The organism is Flavobacterium sp. (assembly GCF_039916025.1).
Lineage (GTDB): Bacteria > Bacteroidota > Bacteroidia > Flavobacteriales > Flavobacteriaceae > Flavobacterium.
Window position 1 is genome coordinate 13,245 of record NZ_JBDSMB010000096.1, and the last position, 18,696, is coordinate 31,940.

At 40.0% G+C, this 18,696-nt stretch carries 17 protein-coding genes and 1 pseudogene; 16 read left to right on the top strand and 2 right to left on the bottom strand.

Going from position 1 to position 18,696, the window contains the following annotated elements; translation table 11 throughout:
* Nucleotides 1–21 precede the first annotated feature (21 nt).
* The 16 genes from ABIQ27_RS06510 to ABIQ27_RS06585 all read left to right on the top strand — a co-directional run bounded on the left by ABIQ27_RS06510 (nt 22) and on the right by ABIQ27_RS06585 (nt 17,091).
* A complete protein-coding gene (locus tag ABIQ27_RS06510; protein WP_348032973.1) occupies nt 22–597 on the top strand; it encodes a TetR/AcrR family transcriptional regulator in 576 nt (191 codons plus the stop codon).
* Nucleotides 598–712: 115 nt separating this feature from the next.
* Nucleotides 713–1,786: a 1,2-phenylacetyl-CoA epoxidase subunit PaaE gene (gene paaE / locus ABIQ27_RS06515; RefSeq protein ID WP_348032974.1), complete on the top strand. Its 1,074-nt coding sequence runs from the start codon at nt 713–715 to the stop codon at nt 1,784–1,786.
* 236 nt (nt 1,787–2,022) lie between these two features.
* Nucleotides 2,023–2,979, top strand: coding sequence for a 1,2-phenylacetyl-CoA epoxidase subunit PaaA (paaA, locus tag ABIQ27_RS06520; protein WP_348032975.1), 957 nt, complete (start codon nt 2,023–2,025; stop codon nt 2,977–2,979).
* Between the two features lie 71 nt (nt 2,980–3,050).
* Nucleotides 3,051–3,335 (top strand): 1,2-phenylacetyl-CoA epoxidase subunit PaaB, encoded by a 285-nt coding sequence (gene paaB, locus ABIQ27_RS06525; protein ID WP_348032989.1) that lies wholly within the window; start codon nt 3,051–3,053, stop codon nt 3,333–3,335.
* A 1-nt stretch (nt 3,336) separates the two neighbouring features.
* On the top strand, nt 3,337–4,089 hold the full coding sequence (gene paaC, locus ABIQ27_RS06530; protein ID WP_348032976.1) for a 1,2-phenylacetyl-CoA epoxidase subunit PaaC: 753 nt from the start codon (nt 3,337–3,339) through the stop codon (nt 4,087–4,089).
* Nucleotide 4,090: 1 nt separating this feature from the next.
* Complete coding sequence (paaD, locus tag ABIQ27_RS06535) at nt 4,091–4,591, top strand: 1,2-phenylacetyl-CoA epoxidase subunit PaaD (protein WP_348032977.1); 501 nt, start codon at nt 4,091–4,093, stop codon at nt 4,589–4,591.
* A gap of 6 nt (nt 4,592–4,597) precedes the next feature.
* The gene (locus ABIQ27_RS06540; RefSeq protein ID WP_348032978.1) at nt 4,598–5,383 is read left to right on the top strand and encodes an enoyl-CoA hydratase-related protein; all 786 of its coding nucleotides are present in this window, start codon (nt 4,598–4,600) and stop codon (nt 5,381–5,383) included.
* 58 nt (nt 5,384–5,441) lie between these two features.
* Nucleotides 5,442–6,620 (top strand): 3-hydroxyacyl-CoA dehydrogenase NAD-binding domain-containing protein, encoded by a 1,179-nt coding sequence (locus tag ABIQ27_RS06545; RefSeq protein WP_348032979.1) that lies wholly within the window; start codon nt 5,442–5,444, stop codon nt 6,618–6,620.
* Nucleotides 6,621–7,028 (top strand): hotdog fold thioesterase, encoded by a 408-nt coding sequence (locus tag ABIQ27_RS06550; RefSeq protein ID WP_348032980.1) that lies wholly within the window; start codon nt 6,621–6,623, stop codon nt 7,026–7,028.
* A gap of 235 nt (nt 7,029–7,263) precedes the next feature.
* Complete coding sequence (gene pcaF, locus ABIQ27_RS06555) at nt 7,264–8,472, top strand: 3-oxoadipyl-CoA thiolase (protein ID WP_348032981.1); 1,209 nt, start codon at nt 7,264–7,266, stop codon at nt 8,470–8,472.
* 66 nt (nt 8,473–8,538) lie between these two features.
* The gene (gene paaZ, locus ABIQ27_RS06560; RefSeq protein ID WP_348032982.1) at nt 8,539–11,034 is read left to right on the top strand and encodes a phenylacetic acid degradation bifunctional protein PaaZ; all 2,496 of its coding nucleotides are present in this window, start codon (nt 8,539–8,541) and stop codon (nt 11,032–11,034) included.
* Nucleotides 11,035–11,136: 102 nt separating this feature from the next.
* The gene (locus tag ABIQ27_RS06565; protein WP_348032983.1) at nt 11,137–11,886 is read left to right on the top strand and encodes an enoyl-CoA hydratase/isomerase family protein; all 750 of its coding nucleotides are present in this window, start codon (nt 11,137–11,139) and stop codon (nt 11,884–11,886) included.
* A 45-nt stretch (nt 11,887–11,931) separates the two neighbouring features.
* Entirely contained in the window at nt 11,932–12,528 is a 597-nt protein-coding gene (locus ABIQ27_RS06570) for a transferase hexapeptide repeat family protein (RefSeq protein ID WP_348032984.1), read from the top strand.
* Between the two features lie 40 nt (nt 12,529–12,568).
* Nucleotides 12,569–13,852, top strand: coding sequence for a dihydrolipoamide acetyltransferase family protein (locus ABIQ27_RS06575; protein WP_348032985.1), 1,284 nt, complete (start codon nt 12,569–12,571; stop codon nt 13,850–13,852).
* A 16-nt stretch (nt 13,853–13,868) separates the two neighbouring features.
* Complete coding sequence (locus ABIQ27_RS06580) at nt 13,869–14,924, top strand: branched-chain amino acid aminotransferase (protein ID WP_348032986.1); 1,056 nt, start codon at nt 13,869–13,871, stop codon at nt 14,922–14,924.
* 121 nt (nt 14,925–15,045) lie between these two features.
* Nucleotides 15,046–17,091, top strand: a complete 2,046-nt coding sequence (locus ABIQ27_RS06585; protein WP_348032987.1) for a thiamine pyrophosphate-dependent enzyme — start codon at nt 15,046–15,048, stop codon at nt 17,089–17,091.
* Between the two features lie 215 nt (nt 17,092–17,306).
* On the opposite strand, the gene ABIQ27_RS06590 is transcribed toward ABIQ27_RS06585, so the two are convergent.
* Nucleotides 17,307–17,840, bottom strand: coding sequence for a DUF4136 domain-containing protein (locus tag ABIQ27_RS06590; protein WP_348032988.1), 534 nt, complete (start codon nt 17,838–17,840; stop codon nt 17,307–17,309).
* 93 nt (nt 17,841–17,933) lie between these two features.
* Nucleotides 17,934–18,696: pseudogene (locus tag ABIQ27_RS06595) on the bottom strand (urocanate hydratase); the annotation flags it as partial.

Below are 18,696 nucleotides of genomic sequence, written 5' to 3' on the forward strand. Positions count from 1 at the left end.
AATTTTATATTTGAACTGATTATGAAAATTACCGACAGAAAAACCGAAATCATTGCCGTAGCCGCCAAGCTTTTCAAAGAGAAAGGATATAGCGCCGTAACCATGCGCGATATCGCACAAGCAATGGATATCAAAGCGGCAAGTTTGTACAATCATATCAAATCCAAACAGGAAATCCTCGTTTTAATTATCATCGAAATCGCCGAAGAATTCACCCAAACTATGGACGAAGTCGTAAGTTCCGATGAAAGCACTATCAAAAAAATTGAAAAAATCATTCAGCTTCATATTGATATTACCCTTGTCGATGCCAATGCGCTCGCATGTCTGAATAACGATTGGATGCATTTGGCGGATGAGCAATTGACTTATTTCATCAAAATGCGAGAAGATTACGAAGAAAATTTCCGCACCATTATCAAAAAAGGAATTGCCGATGGTGAAATCAAAAACCTTAATCTTGAAGTAATTATTTTCTCGACACTTTCTACACTACGTACGCTTTATCTTTGGTATGGAAAGAAAAAAAGCCCCGACCCAAAAGTCCTCAAATCCAATATGATTCAGGTTTTATTAAACGGAATTGTAATGGATTAATTGGCTGATAATCAGCGGCTGTTAATTTTTCAAACGTTATCGTAACTTTTTAATAATTATTGCTTAATTTTGCATAGCAAACTAACAGTTGTTAGTTTTGTTCTAAATTGAATTTATGGCAAAATTTCACAGCATTAAAGTCGCAGATGTTTATAAAGTAACCAAGGATTGTTCGGTAATAACCTTTGATATTCCGGCCGATTTGCAGGAAGAATTCCAATTCACACAAGGCCAGCATCTAACGGTTAGAACCCATATTGATGGTAAAGACGAAAGGCGTTCTTATTCGTTATGCTCCAGCCCAATGGAAAATAAATGGCAAATAGCCGTTAAAAAAATCAACGAAGGTGTATTTTCAGGTTTTGTAAATGATACTTTGAAAAAAGGAGATTCACTAGACTTAATAGCACCACACGGTGCTTTCCACACAGAAGTTAATGCAACAAAAGCCAAAAACTATATTGCCTTTGCAGCCGGTAGCGGAATCACACCGATTCTTTCTATCATCAAAACGCATTTGGCAGCCGAGCCAAACAGCACTTTTAAACTGTTTTATCTCAATCGAACCGTAAAATCAATTATCTTTAAAGAGGAAATTGAGCAACTCAAAAATAAATATTTCGGGCGTTTTGAAATCTTTCATTTCTTAACCAAAGAGCACCGAAACATCGAACTTTTGAACGGCAGGTTTACCAAAGAAAAACTCCAAATCTTAACCGAAAAAATCATCGACATTCCATCCACAGACGATTGCTTTATCTGCGGTCCGGAACAAATGATTTATCTGTTGCGCGACGAATTAACAGCCGCAGGATTGCCCAAAGAAAAAATACATTTCGAACTTTTTAACACCGGAATGTCAGAAGAAGATAAACATAGAATAAGCAAAATAGTAGAGAAAAAAGTCGACGGAACCGAAGTAACCATCATCGATGGCGGAAAAGAATTCCATTATATTATGGACGAAGGTTTTGACAACATTCTCGACAGCGCCATAGCCGCCGGAGCCGATTTGCCATTCGCCTGTAAAGGTGGAGTTTGCAGCACGTGCAGATGCAGAATCGTAGAAGGCACCGCCGAAATGAAAGTGAATTATGCATTAGATGCGACTGAAGTGGCCAAAAATTACATACTAAGCTGCCAGGCAGTTCCGACTTCCAAAAAGATTGTGGTCGATTTCGGAGGATAATTTGGATTTATGCTGATGAATATCAGTAGCGAATGGTTCTGGCATTTTTGCCATCCATATTCCCGCTTTCCGCGCTACATGGTAGCCAGCTGCAAATGCGAAGTATTCACCGAAAACCTATAAAAAAATAGAAGTTAAGTGAGGTAATCGGGGCTAAAAAAGAAACTAAAGGAATAAAACAAGTGAAAAGTTAAAAGGCTAATCACTAATTACTAACGACTAATTACTCAAAAATTATGTCAGAAATAGAAATTAAGAATTTAGAAGAACAATTCGACGCACGAATCGCCCGAGACGAAAAAATCGAGCCCAAAGACTGGATGCCCGAAAAATACCGTCAAACGCACATTCGACAGATTTCGCAACACGCACACTCCGAAATTGTCGGCATGCTGCCTGAAGGAAATTGGATAACACGCGCTCCTTCGCTAAGAAGAAAAGTAGCGTTGTTGGCCAAAATCCAGGACGAAGCGGGCCACGGTTTGTATTTATACAGCGCCTGCGAAACCTTAGGGATTTCCCGCGAAGAATTATATGAACAACTGCATTCAGGAAAAGCCAAATATTCCAGCATATTCAATTATCCAACACTGACTTGGGCCGATATGGGCGCCATCGGTTGGTTGGTAGACGGAGCTGCAATTATAAACCAAGTGCCGTTATGCGCAACATCATTTGGACCTTATGCCCGCGCCATGGTGCGTGTGTGTAAAGAGGAAAGTTTCCACCAGCGTCAGGGATTTCAAATTATGATGACATTGGCAGAAGGAACTCAGGAACAAAAAGCAATGGCGCAAGATGCACTGAATCGTTGGTGGTTTCCATCTTTAATGATGCTTGGACCAACAGACGCAGCTTCCGTTCACACAGAACAATCAATGAAATGGAAACTGAAACGCAGAACGAATGACGAACTGCGTCAGCAATTTGTGGATCAAACAGTTCCACAAGCCGATATGATTGGTTTAACGATTCCGGACCCAACCTTGAAATGGAACGAAGAAACCAAGCATTACGAATTCGGTGATTTAGATTGGGACGAATTCTGGCAGGTGGTAAAAGGCTACGGGCCATGCAATAAAATGAGAATTGACGCTCGTAAAAAAGCCTGGAGCAATGGCGAATGGGTTCGTGATGCAGCCATGGCTTATGCCGAAAAACAAGTAAATAAAGAATTAGAAAGAGCAGTATAAATAGTTGTCTGTTATCAGTTCTCAGTTTTTAAACCGACAACCGACAACCGACAACCGACAACAAATTTAAGATTATGAAAAACTGGCCACTTTGGGAAGTATTTATCAGAAGTAAAAACGGATTAGAACACCGTCATTGCGGTTCGCTTCACGCAAGCGATGCTACGATGGCACTAGAAAATGCACGCGATGTTTACACACGCAGAATGGAAGGCGTAAGTATTTGGGTTGTTCCATCGGCTCAAATTACCGCATCAAACCCGGAAGACAGTGCAGCCCTTTTTGAACCGGCAAAAGATAAAGTCTACCGTCATCCTACGTTTTATGAACTTCCGGACGAATTAAAACACATGTAAGATGAAAGACAATTTAGTACAATACATATACGGAATCGCTGATAACGCCTTAATCTTAGGACAACGTTTGGGTGAACTTTGTGGGCATGGTCCAAGTTTGGAAACCGACATTGCATTGACCAATATTTCTCTCGATTTACTAGGGCAAGTTCGTAGTTACTATCAATACGCTGCACAATTACAAGGCGGAGATGTCACCGAAGATACTATTGCTTTCTTACGTTTGGAAAGAGAATACAAAAATGTATTATTGGTCGAACAACCAAATACCGATTTTGCGTATTCCATCACAAGACAATTTTTGTTTGACATTTTTCATTTGGCTTTGCTCGAAGAATTGCAAAACAGTAAAGATGAAATGCTTTCGGCAATTGCAAAAAAAAGTATTAAAGAGGTTTTATACCACACGCGTTTCTCTTCCGATTGGATTAAAAGATTAGGTGATGGTAGTGAAGAAAGCCACAACCGAATCCAAACAGCAATGAACGATTTGTGGATTTATACGGACGAATTATTCCACCAAACGGATGCCGATAAAGCTATGGTTACAGAAGCAATTGGTGTGGATGTGACGCTTTTAAAAACTGGTTTTTACCAAAAAATAAATGCCATTTTAGAAGAAGCTACTTTGGAAACACCAACCATTGAATACTTCCAAAAAGGAGGTAAACAAGGAATTCACAGTGAGCATATGGGCTATTTATTGTCCGATTTACAATACATGCAACGTACATATCCAAACATGAATTGGTAAAATGACAACAACAGAACTTCATATTGACCAACAACTTTTCGATATCCTCGAAACAGTATCCGATCCGGAAATTCCGGTACTTTCCATTGTAGAAATGGGTGTAGTGCGTTCGGCAATAGTAGTGAATAATGTAGTTGAGGTTGAAATTACACCAACCTACAGCGGTTGTCCCGCAATGGATGTGATTGGTGATGATATTAAAAAAGCATTCCAGGAAAAAGGATTTCAAGCCAACATAAAATTAGTGTTATCTCCAGCATGGACCACCGATTGGATTACACCTAAAGGCAGGGCAGCTTTAGAAAAATATGGGATTGCTTCCCCACTATCAGCAGAAGCTGATAAAGAAGCATTGTTAGGGAATAAAAAAATAGTGAAATGCCCGCAATGCGGTTCATTGAACACCAAATTAGTCAGTCAGTTCGGATCCACAGCCTGCAAAGCATTCTTTCAGTGTGAAGATTGTCTGGAACCTTTTGACTACTTCAAATGTTTAAAATAAACAAGTATGAGTAACAACTCAATAGAAATCAAAATTGAAAATAGCGTCGCGTGGATTACACTTAATCGACCAGAGGTTTTTAACAGCTTCAACCGGGAAATGGCTTTGTCATTACAAAATAAACTGGACGATTGTAACCGTGATGCTAAAGTGCGCGCCATCGTAATCACCGGAAACGGAAAAGCGTTCTGCGCCGGACAGGATTTAAAAGAAGTCACTTCTCCTGAATTAAATCCAGGCTTTAGAAAAATTCTGGAAGAACATTACAATCCAATTATTCAAAAAATCAGAACAATAGAAAAACCGATAATAGCTGCCGTAAACGGAGTAGCTGCAGGAGCCGGAGCCAATATTGCTTTGGCTTGCGATATTGTAGTTGCTTCCGAGAATGCAAGTTTTATACAGGCATTCAGCAAAATTGGATTAGTACCCGACAGTGGCGGGACGTTTTCCTTACCAAGATTAATCGGATTCCAAAAAGCAAGTGCTTTGATGATGTTGGGCGACAAGGTAACCGCAGAAGCAGCAGTAAATATGGGAATGATTCACAAAATTTTCCCAACCGGATTATTTGAAGAAGAAGTAAAAGCCTTAGCAACTACTTTGGCTCAAATGCCAACAAAAGCATTAGGCTTAACAAAAAGATTACTAAACCAATCAATGACCAATTCATTAGAACAACAGTTGGCTTTAGAAAGCGACTTGCAAATAGAAGCCAGTTCGTCAGACGATTATAGCGAAGGCGTAACTGCTTTTGTAGAAAAAAGAACCCCCGAATTTAAAGGAAATTAATATAGCTTATTAGAAAATCTAAGAAGTCTAAAATGTCTAAAAAATCTAAGAAGTCTAAATGATAGTAGCAGTAATAGGTTCGGGAACGATGGGAAGCGGAATTGCCCAAGTAGCCGCCACAGCCGGTTGTGAAGTAAAAATTTACGACACCAACCAGGATGCCCTGTCCAAAAGCAAATCGGGTTTAGAAATCACTTTGTCCAAGTTAGTGGAAAAAGGCAAAATCAATTCCAGTGAAAAATTCCGAATCACCCAAAATATTGCCTATGTTCACGCTTTAGGCGAACTATCACATTCCGATTTGGTTATCGAAGCCATAGTCGAAAATGCAGATATTAAAAGAAAATTGTTTTCGGAACTCGAAAATTATGTTTCGCCTGAAACCATTTTAGCATCCAATACATCGTCATTATCAATTGCTTCCATAGCTGCTTCTTGTGAAAAACCGGAACGCGTCATCGGAATTCACTTTTTCAATCCAGCGCCGTTAATGCAATTGGTCGAAATTATTCCAGCCGTGCAAACCAGCGAGGAAGTTTTGAAAACTACGATACAAACCATAACCGATTGGAAAAAAACAGTTGCTGTTGTCAAAGACACACCAGGATTCATAGTTAATCGGGTAGCACGACCATTTTACAGCGAAAGTTTGCGAATGTACGAAGAAGGTGTAGCCGATTTTGCGACTATCGATTGGAGTTTGAAAACGATTGGTGGTTTCCGAATGGGGCCATTTGAACTGATGGATTTTATCGGAAACGATGTCAATTATACGGTAACGGAAAGCGTATTTACCGCATTCTATTTTGACCCAAGATACAAACCGTCATTCACACAAAAACGTTTAGTAGAAGCTGGTTTCTTTGGAAGAAAATCAGGAAGAGGTTTTTATAACTATGATGTCATTGCGAAGAATGAAGCAATCTCAAAACCAACTGAAGATGTCATTGCGAGGAACGAAGCAATCTCACAAAGCATCTTCGAACGCGTAATTGTTATGCTCGTCAACGAAGCCGCCGAAGCCTTATTTTTAAATATAGCTTCTGCAAAAGATATCGACAATGCTATGACCAAAGGTGTAAATTACCCGAAAGGATTACTAGCCTGGGCAGACGAATTAGGAATCAAATGGTGTGTGGAAAAACTGGATGCTTTATACAACGAGTATCACGAAGACCGCTACCGTTGCAGCCCGATTTTAAGACGAATGAGTAAAGACAAAAAAACCTTTTTCTAAATGGAAGGCACCAAAATACCATACAAAATGCTAAGCCTTGACGCTTACAGCCAATGGCTGGGCATCGAAATTCTCGAATGTGAAATCGGTCGCTGCAAAGTGGCCATGACCGTTCGCAAAGAAATGCTCAACAGTATGAACAAAGCGCATGGCGGAATCACATATTCCCTGGCTGATACGGCTTTTGGATTCGCAACTAACACCCATGGTAGGTTCGCCGTTTCCATCGAAACGTCAATCAACCATATAGAAGCGGTAAACGAAGGCGATTATCTGGTAGCAGAATCCGTTATCGAAAAAGTAAATAATAAACTAGGCTTCAATATTATCGAAGTCAAACGCGGTGATGAAATGGTGGCACTGTTCAAAGGCGTCGTCTACAGAACCGCAAAAGAATGGGAAGAATGATTTCTGACTGAGTAAGCCAGTCCTGAGCGTAGTTGAAGGATCGAAGTCAGGAGCGAATGGTTCGGGCAGTTCCAGTAATGGTAATTCCCGCTCTCGTCAGTCGCTTTAACTTGTTTAATCAACAAGTCAAGAGCTCCAACAATGACGAGATCGGGGCTAAAGAGCCAACGAATTGATAAATAAAATTTACAAGTTAAGAACTCATAATTCATAACTTATAATTCATACTTAAAAAATGGAAGCATACATCATAGACGGAGTCCGTACTCCAATCGGAAGTTACCAAGGCACTTTATCAGCGGTTCGACCCGATGATTTAGGCGCATTGGTTATCAAAACCGTAACCGATAAAAATCCAAATATTCCTAAAGAAGCTTATGATGATGTCATTATGGGTTGTGCTAACCAGGCCGGAGAAGACAACCGCAATGTGGCGCGTATGTCTTTGCTTTTGGCAGGATTACCATATACCGTTCCCGGAGAAACCGTAAACCGTCTGTGCAGTTCAGGATTATCAGCGATAATTCATGCCAACCGCGCTATCAAAGCTGGTGACGGACATGTATTTATCGCAGGCGGAATCGAAAATATGACTCGTGGACCATTAGTGGTTTCCAAACCATCAGCCGCCTTCGGAACCGACTCAAAAATGTATGATTCCAGTTTCGGATGGAGATTTATCAATCCGAAAATGAACACGATGTACGGAACGGATGCCATGGGAGAAACCGCAGAAAATTTAGTAGAAATCCACAATATTTCCCGAGAAGATCAGGACGCTTTCGCTTTGAACAGTCAAATGAAAGCTACCGCCGCACAAAACTCAGGAAGATTAGCCAAAGAAATTGTTGCGGTAGAAATTCCACAACGCAAAGGCGATCCAATGGTATTTTCCAAAGACGAATTTGTAAAACCAAACACAACTTTAGAAGGCTTGTCCAAATTGCGTCCCGCTTTCAAAAAAGACGGAAGCGTTACAGCCGGAAATGCCTCAGGCTTGAATGATGGAGCCGCCGCCATAATCATAGCTTCTGCAGAAGCAGTGAAAAAATATAATTTAAAACCATTAGCCCGAATAGTAAGTTCTGCCGTAGTTGGCGTTGAACCAAGAATCATGGGAATTGGTCCGGTAGAAGCAACGAATAAAGCGTTAGCCAAAGCTGGTTTAACATTAAATCAAATCGACATCATCGAATTGAACGAAGCATTTGCTGCACAAGCTTTAGCCTGCACAAGAGCTTGGGGAATTGCGGATAACGACCCAAGATTAAATCCAAACGGTGGTTCGATTGCTATTGGACATCCATTGGGAGTTACGGGAGCACGAATAGCGTATTCCGCGGCATTAGAATTACAAATTACAGGAAAACGATACGCATTAATTACAATGTGTATTGGCGTCGGACAAGGCTACGCAGCAATTATTGAACGTGTAGCTGAATAGCCTTTGGCTTTAGCCAAAGGATAAAATAATAAAATAAGGCTCCATCGGGAGCGACATATTGATAAAATGAGCAAAATACAAAACTACATATTAGGAAATTGGACATCAGGAGCCGGAGAAGGCGTTCCGTTATTCGATTCGGTAACCGGAGAAATTGTAGGCCATGCTTCAACGCAAGGCTTGGACTTTGGTGAAATCCTTCATTACGGAAGAACCAAAGGCGGTGAAAAACTCCGCAAAATGACGTTTCAGGAACGCGGAAATATGATTAAAAGTTTGGCACTTTATTTAACCAAACGCAAAGAACAATTCTACGAAATCAGTTATAGAACCGGAGCAACACGTGTCGACAGTTGGATTGACATCGAAGGTGGATTTGGTAATCTGTTTGCTAATGCTTCGTTGCGTAAATTATTTCCAAACCAACCCTATCACGTAGAAGGCGACCCAATCGATTTGTCCAAAGGCGGACGTTTTATGGCGCATCATATTTTGGTTCCAAAACGAGGCGTAGCTGTTCACATCAATGCGTTCAATTTCCCAATTTGGGGAATGCTGGAAAAATGTGCAGTAAACTGGATGGCCGGAATGCCGGCAGTCGTAAAACCAGCCACATCAACATCTTATTTAACCGAAGCCGTAGTTAGAGAAATCATCGCTTCCAATATTTTACCCGAAGGCGCTTTACAATTAATCTGTGGTTCGGCCAATACACTAATTGATACAGTTGAAAGCCAGGATGTCGTAACGTTTACAGGTTCTGCTACAACTGGAAGAATGTTGAAATCACATCCAAGAATCATCAACGAAGCCGTGCCTTTCAACATGGAAGCTGATTCGTTAAACGCATCCATACTTGGCGCTGATGCTGTTCCGGGAACTCCGGAATTTGATTTGTTCATCAACCAGGCACGAAGCGAAATTACAGTGAAATGTGGTCAAAAATGTACAGCAATCCGTCGTATGATTGTTCCGGAAAATTTAATAGAAGATGTTCAAATCGCCCTTGGAAAAGCGTTAGATAAAGTAACCATTGGCGATCCAAGATTAAAAGAAGTCCGTATGGGCGCTTTGGTCAGCAAAGAACAAGTGGAAGAAGTAAAAAGCAGAGTTAGTGAAATCACCAAAACAGCATCCATTGTTTATGGTGATTTTAATAAATTAACTTTAGTCGGAGCCGATGGTAAAGGCGCTTTTATTAGCCCAATGCTATTACGCGAAGACAATCCATTCAAAAATATTGCCGTTCACGAAACAGAAGCTTTCGGTCCGGTTTCAACGATAATGCCATACAAAACTTTAGACGAAGCCATCGAATTAGCCAAACTGGGGAAAGGTTCGTTAGTATCTTCTATCGTAACCAATTCAGATGAAATTGCCAAAGAGTATGTCATCAATGCCGCTACACATCACGGAAGAATTTTGGTGCTGAATCGAGAAAACGCAAAGCAAAGTACTGGTCATGGTTCGCCGTTGCCGTTGTTAGTTCACGGTGGTCCGGGTCGTGCCGGAGGCGGAGAAGAAATGGGCGGCGTTCGAGGAATCAAGCATTATATGCAACGTTGCGCCGTACAAGGTTCACCAACCACTTTAACCGAAATCACAGGCATTTATCAGCCGAATTCCAAATATAAAGAAGCTACTCAACATCCTTTCCAATACCATTGGGAAGACATTCAGCCGGGCATGTCTTTAAAAACACACAAGCGTACCATCACGGATACCGATATTATCAATTTTGCCAATTTAACGTGGGATCATTTCTACGCGCATACGGATATTACCTCGCTTGACGGAAGTATTTTCAAGAAAAGAACGGCTCACGGTTATTTCATTTTAGCCGCCGCCGCTGGATTATTTGTTTATCCAAACAAAGGACCGGTTGCCGCCAATTACGGTTTGGAAGAATGCCGTTTTTTGCGTCCGTTGTACCACAATGACACGGTTTATGTACGTCTGACCTGTAAGCAAAAAATCGAAAGAGATGTAGCTTCTGCTGAGCATCCAAGCGGTATTGTAAAATGGTTTGTTGAGGTTTTTGATGCCGAAAACGAATTGGTTGCTGTTGCTACAATTTTGACAATGGTACAGAAAAAACAAGAAACATTCGTCGAAATGACCGATGAAAAAATTGAAGAATCTCTAAGTAAGCTTGCACAGGATTCACAGCCAAAATGGGGTATTTTAACACCACAGCATTTGTTGGAACATTTGGAACTTGGTTACAAAATAATGTCAGGTCAAATTCAGGACTTTGAAATTGCTACACCCGAAACGATATTGGAAAAAGTGCATAATTCGTTATATACTTTTGACAAGTTTCCAAAAAAATCAGCTTTTCCAACCTATAAAAAAGATGTTCTGGAAGATTTGATTTATCCTGATTTTGAAACAGCAAAAGCTAAATTTATAGAAGCAAGAGAAGCCTATAAAGCATTTTTCAAGGAAAATCCGGACGCCGTTTTAAAAAATATGGTTTTTGGAGAATTGAACAAATACGAATCATATTTACTCGAAAGAAAACATTTGAATCATCATTTTGAGCAATTTGGAATTTTATAATAATTAGGAGCTATTTCCCGCTATCCGTTGCAATCTTTTGTTTTTTTCTTTAAAAAACAAAAGGATTTCCACTACTATCGGGGCTAGAAAAAAAAAGATATAATGGACGCCTACGTAAAACACAACATAGAAAACAATATCGCCACGATTGAATTTTTCCATCCGGAACAGAATTCGTTGCCAGGCAATATTTTGGCACAATTAGCAGAAACCATTACCAATATGGGCAACCATAATGATGTAAAAGTGATTGTTTTAAAAAGTGGTGGCGACCGGACATTTTGCGCCGGAGCCAGTTTTAAAGAATTAATGGCAATCAACGATGCGGCTACTGGTAAAGTATTTTTCTCGGGTTTTGCCAATGTCATCAACGCCATGAGAAAATGCCCAAAATTCATCATCGGACGTATTCAAGGGAAAACCGTTGGAGGCGGAGTAGGAATCGCTGCTTCAACCGATTATTGCATGGCAACACAATTTGCCGCTATAAAGTTGAGCGAACTCAATGTTGGAATTGGGCCATTTGTGGTGTCACCAGCAATCGAGAGAAAGATTGGAGTTTCAGCCATGTCACAAATCGCCATTGATGCCAATACGTTTTACGAACCGTCTTGGGCAAGAGAAAAAGGATTGTACGCCAGCGTTTACGAAAGTATTGAAACTATGGATGAAGCTGTTCAGGCTTTTGCCAAACATTTATGTACTTACAATCCCGAAGCTATGGTAGAAATGAAAAAGGTTTTCTGGCGAGGCACTGAGGATTGGGACAATTTATTAGCCGAAAGAGCCGCTATCAGCGGAAGATTAGTATTGTCTGATTTTACAAAAGAAACGTTAAAGAAATTTTCGTAGAGACGTTGCATTGCAACGTCTGTACAAGATTTATAATATAAAAACATGGTTTACGAATTCAAAGGGTTCATCCCAGTCATACACGAAAGTAGTTTTATCCATCCGCAGGCTGCGGTTACGGGTAACGTGATTATTGGGAAAAATGTATATGTCGGGCCTGGTGCTGCTATCCGTGGCGATTGGGGCGAAATCATTATTGAAGACGGTTGCAATGTTCAGGAAAACTGCACCATTCATATGTTCCCTGGAAAGAGTATGGTTTTAAAAGCCGGAGCACATATTGGTCACGGAGCCATTATTCATGGAGCGAATATTGGAGCCAATTGTCTTGTTGGAATGAATGCTGTGATTATGGATGATGTGAATGTTGGTGATGAATGTATCATCGGAGCATTGAGTTTTATCAAAGCCGGAATGGACATTCCGAATCGGAAAATGGTTGTGGGAAATCCAGCCGTAATTATCAAAGATGTTTCAGATGATATGATTGACTGGAAAACAAAAGGAACGGCTTTGTATCAGCAATTGCCAAAAGAGTGTTACGAGACATTAAAAGCAGTAGAGCCGTTACGAGAAATTCCAAATAACCGACCAACACAAGAAGCGTTTTATAAAACATTAGAAGAATTTAAAAAACCGTAGAGACAATGCATTGCATTGTCTGTCTGTATAAATAAAAAATATGCCAATAATAGAATTTAAAATGCCCAAAATGGGCGAGAGCATTTCTGAAGCAACTATCATTAGTTGGTTGAAAAACGTAGGCGATTTTGTGAACGCTGAAGAAACGATTGTGGAAGTCGCTACCGATAAAGTTGATAGCGATGTGCCGTCACCAGTTTCAGGAACGATTACAGAAATTCGTTTTCAGAAAAATGCTGTAGTTGGTGTTGGAGAAGTTCTGGCATTGATTGATTCGAACGAAAATGTTGCGGGGAAAAAGATAATTATTGGGAAAACCCAAGAAGTAAAACAGCAGCCAACTGAAACGAAAAAAGCAGAAGTAAAAATACAAGCTAAGTCGAATCCTGACGCATTTCTTTCACCTTTAATTATCAGCATTGCTCAGAAAGAAAACCTGTCGATTGAAGAAGTACAAAGCATTCCGGGTTCGGGCACTGATGGCCGAGTTCAGAAAAGCGATATTTTCAATTATTTAAAAAACAGAAAATATCCGCTTCAATCTAAACCAACAACCAACAACCAACAACCGACAACTTCTTCTTATCCAAAACCAAAAATCAATTTTGTAGAAGGAAAAGACCATATCGTTGAAATGGACCGCATGCGCAAAATGATTGCGGATCACATGGTCTATTCCAAACAAACTTCGCCACACGTAACTTCTTATATTGAAGTCGATGTGACAAATTTGGTGAACTGGAGAAATGAAAACAAAGGTAAATTCCAAGCCAAACACAACGAAAAACTAACATTCACACCAGTTTTTGTTCAGGCTGTAGCGAAAGCGATTCAGGATTTTCCAATGATTAATGTTTCGGTGGATGAGAAAAATATCATTGTCCATAAAGATATTAATGTTGGCATGGCAACAGCTTTGCCAAGTGGAAATCTGATTGTTCCGGTAGTAAAAAATGCCAATGAAAAAGATTTAGCAGCTTTAGCCAAAGATGTAAATCATTTAGCTGAAGCTTCCCGAAACAACAAATTAAAACCAGAAGAAATTCAAGGCAGTACATTCACGATTTCCAATGTAGGAACCTTTGGAAGCTTAATGGGAACGCCAATTATCAACCAACCCGAAGTGGCTATTTTGGCACTAGGAATAATTAAAAAACGTCCGGAAGTCATTACGACTTCCAAAGGCGATGAAATAACTATTCGCAGTATGATGTTTCTTTCTTTATCTTTTGACCATCGTGTGGTTGACGGATTTTTAGGAGGTTCATTTTTGCGAAAAGTAGGCGATTATTTAGAACAATTTGACACAAACACAACTCTATAATATCATGCAAGAAGTAATGACACACTCAATTAAAATAACGAAAGCAGCGCAATCAAAAGCGAGTGAAGTTGATTTTCACAACATCGTTATGGGAACCCGATTTTCGGATCATATGTTTATTTGCGATTACCAAAATGGCGAATGGCAAAATCCAAGAATTGAACCTTTAGCTTTGATTCCGACGCATCCTGCCGCTATGGCATTGCACTATGGACAGGCGATTTTTGAAGGAATGAAAGCTACTATGGGCAAAGATGGTACACCGCTATTATTCCGTCCCGACGAGAATGCGAAGCGAATGAATTTCAGTGCGAACCGAATGGGAATGCCATTGTTTCCTGAAGATTTATTTGTAGAAGCTTTAAAGCAATTCGTCGCGATAGAAAAAGAATGGATTCCGACACAAGAAGGCAGCGCTTTATATTTGCGTCCGTTTATGTATGCCGATGAACCTTTTATCGGGATGCGTGCGGCGACAAGTTTTAAATTTATTGTAATGGGTTCGCCAACGGGACCTTTCTTCCACAAAAAAATCAAATTATATGCAGAAAGAAAATATGTTCGTGCTGTAAATGGCGGAACGGGAGAAGCTAAAGCCGCTGGAAACTATGCCGGAGCGATTCGCCCTACGGAACATGCTAAAACCAAAGGATATGACCAGGTGTTGTGGTTGGATGCCCAACATTTTGAATACATTCAGGAAGTCGGAACAATGAATATTTTCTTCAAAATAGGAGGCAAGTTCATTACACCCGATTTGAGCGGTTCGATTTTGGCCGGAATTACCCGTATGAGTGTGATTGACATTTTGCGTGATAAAGGATATGAAGTTATCGAACGCCCAATAACAATTACTGAAATTATTGAAGCTTCTAAAAACGGAACCCTGGAAGAAGCGTTTGGTGCAGGAACTGCAGTAGGAATTGCACGAATTGAAGAAATTGGCAACAAAGATTTATCGATTAAATTCCCTGCTGAGAATCCGGTTTCTGATATGGTGGCGAATACTTTAGAAGGAATTAAAACACAAGAGCTGGAAGACAAATTTGGCTGGCTAGTTGCGGCGAAATAAAGATACAAGTATTCAAATGGTTTCCTAATTAGCCCCGATTGAAACTACTATCATGTAGTGTGAAAAGCGGGAACACGGACTCCTGATAATGCCCGAGCCTTTCGCTCACAAAAATAAAACTATGTTAGACAAAAACATACTCGAAAAAGCATTTTCAACAATGGCAACTGCTAAGGCAATGACGACTTTGTATGAAGATAATTTTAAGATAGTATCCAAATATGTTCACGCTACTTCGCGTGGGCACGAAGCCATTCAGATTGCGATGGCAATGCATTTATTACCACAGGATTATGCTTTTCCATATTATCGCGATGATTCGATGCTATTGGGAATCGGGATGAAGCCTTATGATTTGATGTTGCAGTTGATGGCTAAAAGAGACGATCCGTTTTCGGGTGGAAGAACCTATTATTGTCATCCAAGTTTGAAAGATGCTGATAAGCCTAAAATTCCACATCAATCATCAGCGACCGGAATGCAGGCCATTCCGGCAACTGGAGCAGCGATGGGATTTTGGTACAAAGAAAACATTGGCATTGAAGATAAAAATCAACAGAAACCATTTGTGGTTTGCTCGCTCGGCGATGCTTCCGTAACAGAAGGTGAAATTGCTGAAGCATTCCAAATGGCGGCTTTGAAACAGTTGCCAATTTTGTATTTAGTTCAGGATAACGGTTGGGATATTTCGGCCAATGCGGCAGAAACCAGGGCGCAAAATGCGTTTGAATATGCCAAAGGTTTCCACGGAATAGAAGCAATTTCAATTGATGGAGCCAATTTTACCGAAAGTTATTTAGCCGTTCAAAAAGTTGTAAAAACCATTCGGGAAGAACGTCGTCCTTTTTTGATTCATGCTAAAGTGCCCTTGCTGAATCACCACACTTCTGGTGTTCGTATGGAATGGTACCGGGATGATTTGGAAGAAGCAAATTCGCGTGATCCTTTTCCGGTTTTGATAAAACAATTATTGGAAGTCGGATTTACTTCAGATGAAATTCAAAATATAGAAAATTTGGCTATAGCCAAAGTCAAAGCTGATTTCGAAAAAGCACAACTTGCGGAAGATCCGAGACCGGAAGATTTATTTACGCATGATTTTGCGCCAACGCCAATAACAGAAGAAGTTGGAGAAAGAAATCCACAACGCGAAGACAAAGTGGTGATGGTGGATTGTGCTTTGTTTGCGGTAGAAGAATTGATGAAATCACACAAAGAATGTTTGTTGTACGGACAAGACGTAGGCGGACGTTTAGGCGGTGTTTTCAGGGAAGCAGCTACATTAGCGCAGAAATTTGGCGACGAACGCGTCTTCAACACACCAATTCAGGAAGCGTTTATCGTTGGTTCAACGGTAGGAATGTCAGCAGTTGGTTTGAAACCGATTGTTGAGGTTCAGTTTGCCGATTATATTTGGCCAGGCCTGAATCAGTTGTTTACCGAAGTGAGCCGTTCAAGTTATTTAACAAATGGAAAATGGCCAGTGAGCATGATTTTGCGTGTGCCGATTGGTGCGTATGGAAGTGGCGGGCCTTATCATTCCTCTTCGGTGGAAAGTGTGTTGACGAATATTCGCGGAATTAAAATTGCGTATCCAAGCAACGGAGCCGATTTAAAAGGTTTGATGAAAGCAGCCTATTACGATCCAAATCCTATAGTGATCTTAGAACATAAAGGTTTGTATTGGAGTAAAGTCAAAGGCACTGATAATGCTAAAGTCAACGAACCAAGTGAAGATTATATATTGCCATTTGGCAAAGCCAATATCATTCAGGAAATCTGGGCACAGGAAGTAGAAGAAACTATTTCGGTGATTACTTACGGAATGGGAGTTCATTGGGCTTTGAATGCTTCAGAAAACATGAAACAAAATGTAGAAATTATTGATTTGCGTACGCTTTATCCGTTAGATGAAGAAGCGATTTTGAACTCGGTGAGAAAGACGAAGAAATGCTTGGTAGTTACTGAAGAGCCAACGAATAATTCTTTTGCGAGAAGCTTAGCCGGATTAATTCAGGAGAAATGTTTTAAATATCTTGATGCTCCTGTAATGGTTATTGGTTCTGAGAATATGCCGGCGATTCCATTGAATAGTACATTGGAACAAACGATGATTCCGTCAGCTGAGAAGGTAAAAGTCAAGATGGAAGAGTTGATGGGATATTAGTGCTCAGTGCTCCGTTAAGTAGTTATTGATCACTGCTTATTTTTTTTCGGAGCTGTTTCCAGCTTTCCGTTCTATCTTTTTCTTAAAAAAGAAAAAGGATGCCACTTCAATCTGGGCTAGAAAACCATATAGATATAAAAAAACGCAATCTCATTTTTTGATTAGATTGCGTTTTTTTATATCGTGTAATCTGCCAACTGAACACTGACCACTGCTTACTTCTTCTGCGGTGGATATTGTTCCAGAATTTTAGTTACGAATTCTTTGATGACTTCATCTTTTTTATTGGTGTCTTTTGTTAAAACACCTTCGCCTTCACCTTGCCAGATTAATTCTTTTTTCTTGGCATCAATAATATCAATGTATAAAGTTCCTTCGGAATATCTTGAAACTGTAGTGTTTCCGCCCCACAAATAAGGATTCCAGCCATAACCCCAACCATAACCCCAACCGGAATTGTATTGGTTAACATTAACCTGCTCTCTTTCTTTGGTGAAAAAGGCAATCAATAGATCGGGATTTTCACTTTTTGTAAAACCTTTTGAAGTCATTGCTTCATCGATAGAGCGAAGAATTCTTTTCTTATCTAAATCGGAAATCTCCGCTTTGTCAATTCCTGCCTTGTGGAAAGCAAAAGTCTTATAAGGTGAAAAATCTACTTTTTTGTCATAATCAGAGTTCACTTTGACAGAACTGCATGAGGACAAAACAAAGAGTAGGAGTAACGGTAAAAATTTAAGTGTTTTCATATTTTAGATTTTTTAGACAATTTTAGACTTCTTAGATTATTAGATATTTTAGATTTTCTAAATGGTCTAAGTCAGTCTAGCCAATCTAAAATTCTAATTATCAAACAACGAATCGTCAACTATATTAGGGATGGTGACTTTTAATAAAGGTTGCGTTTCCATAGCTCTTTTTATTGCAAATATCGCTCCTTCATTTCTGGCCCAGCTTCTTCTTGAAATTCCGTTAGTTACATCCCAGAAAAGCATTGATTCTAAGCGTCTTGACGCGTCCGATGAACCATCAAGAACCATACCAAAACCACCGTTTATAACCTCACCCCAGCCAACACCGCCACCATTGTGAATAGAAACCCAAGTTGCACCACGGAAACTATCTCCAATCACATTTTGAATTGCCATATCAGCAGTAAAACGGGAACCGTCATAGATGTTCGAAGTTTCTCTATAAGGCGAATCCGTTCCGGAAACGTCATGATGATCGCGTCCTAAAATGATATATCCAATTTCACCATTAGCAATCGCTTTGTTAAATGCTTCAGCGATTTTTATTCTTCCTTCTGTATCGGCATATAAAATTCGGGCTTGAGAGCCAACGACTAATTTATTTTCCTGAGCGCCTTTTATCCATTGAATGTTGTCCGCCATTTGCTGTTTAATTTCGGTAGGTGAATTTTTCATCATTTCTTCTAAAACATCGCAGGCAATTTTATCAGTTTTGGCTAAATCTTCCGGATTTCCTGATGCGCAAACCCAGCGAAACGGACCAAATCCGTAGTCAAAACACATTGGGCCCATAATATCCTGAACATAGCTTGGGTATTTGAAATCGATTCCGTTTGGTGCCATTACATCAGCG

Bases quoted from the DNA above. Each gene is read 5' to 3' on its own strand.
- ABIQ27_RS06510 (WP_348032973.1), top strand. From the start codon at position 22: ATGAAAATTACCGACAGAAAAACCGAAATCATTGCCGTAGCCGCCAAG.
- ABIQ27_RS06570 (WP_348032984.1), top strand. From the start codon at position 11,932: ATGGTTTACGAATTCAAAGGGTTCATCCCAGTCATACACGAAAGTAGT.
- ABIQ27_RS06565 (WP_348032983.1), top strand. From the start codon at position 11,137: ATGGACGCCTACGTAAAACACAACATAGAAAACAATATCGCCACGATT.
- paaC (WP_348032976.1), top strand. From the start codon at position 3,337: ATGAAAGACAATTTAGTACAATACATATACGGAATCGCTGATAACGCC.
- paaZ (WP_348032982.1), top strand. From the start codon at position 8,539: ATGAGCAAAATACAAAACTACATATTAGGAAATTGGACATCAGGAGCC.
- pcaF (WP_348032981.1), top strand. From the start codon at position 7,264: ATGGAAGCATACATCATAGACGGAGTCCGTACTCCAATCGGAAGTTAC.
- ABIQ27_RS06575 (WP_348032985.1), top strand. From the start codon at position 12,569: ATGCCAATAATAGAATTTAAAATGCCCAAAATGGGCGAGAGCATTTCT.
- ABIQ27_RS06580 (WP_348032986.1), top strand. From the start codon at position 13,869: ATGACACACTCAATTAAAATAACGAAAGCAGCGCAATCAAAAGCGAGT.
- ABIQ27_RS06540 (WP_348032978.1), top strand. From the start codon at position 4,598: ATGAGTAACAACTCAATAGAAATCAAAATTGAAAATAGCGTCGCGTGG.
- ABIQ27_RS06590 (WP_348032988.1), bottom strand. From the start codon at position 17,840: ATGAAAACACTTAAATTTTTACCGTTACTCCTACTCTTTGTTTTGTCC.
- ABIQ27_RS06545 (WP_348032979.1), top strand. From the start codon at position 5,442: ATGATAGTAGCAGTAATAGGTTCGGGAACGATGGGAAGCGGAATTGCC.
- paaA (WP_348032975.1), top strand. From the start codon at position 2,023: ATGTCAGAAATAGAAATTAAGAATTTAGAAGAACAATTCGACGCACGA.
- paaD (WP_348032977.1), top strand. From the start codon at position 4,091: ATGACAACAACAGAACTTCATATTGACCAACAACTTTTCGATATCCTC.
- ABIQ27_RS06585 (WP_348032987.1), top strand. From the start codon at position 15,046: ATGTTAGACAAAAACATACTCGAAAAAGCATTTTCAACAATGGCAACT.
- ABIQ27_RS06550 (WP_348032980.1), top strand. From the start codon at position 6,621: ATGGAAGGCACCAAAATACCATACAAAATGCTAAGCCTTGACGCTTAC.
- paaE (WP_348032974.1), top strand. From the start codon at position 713: ATGGCAAAATTTCACAGCATTAAAGTCGCAGATGTTTATAAAGTAACC.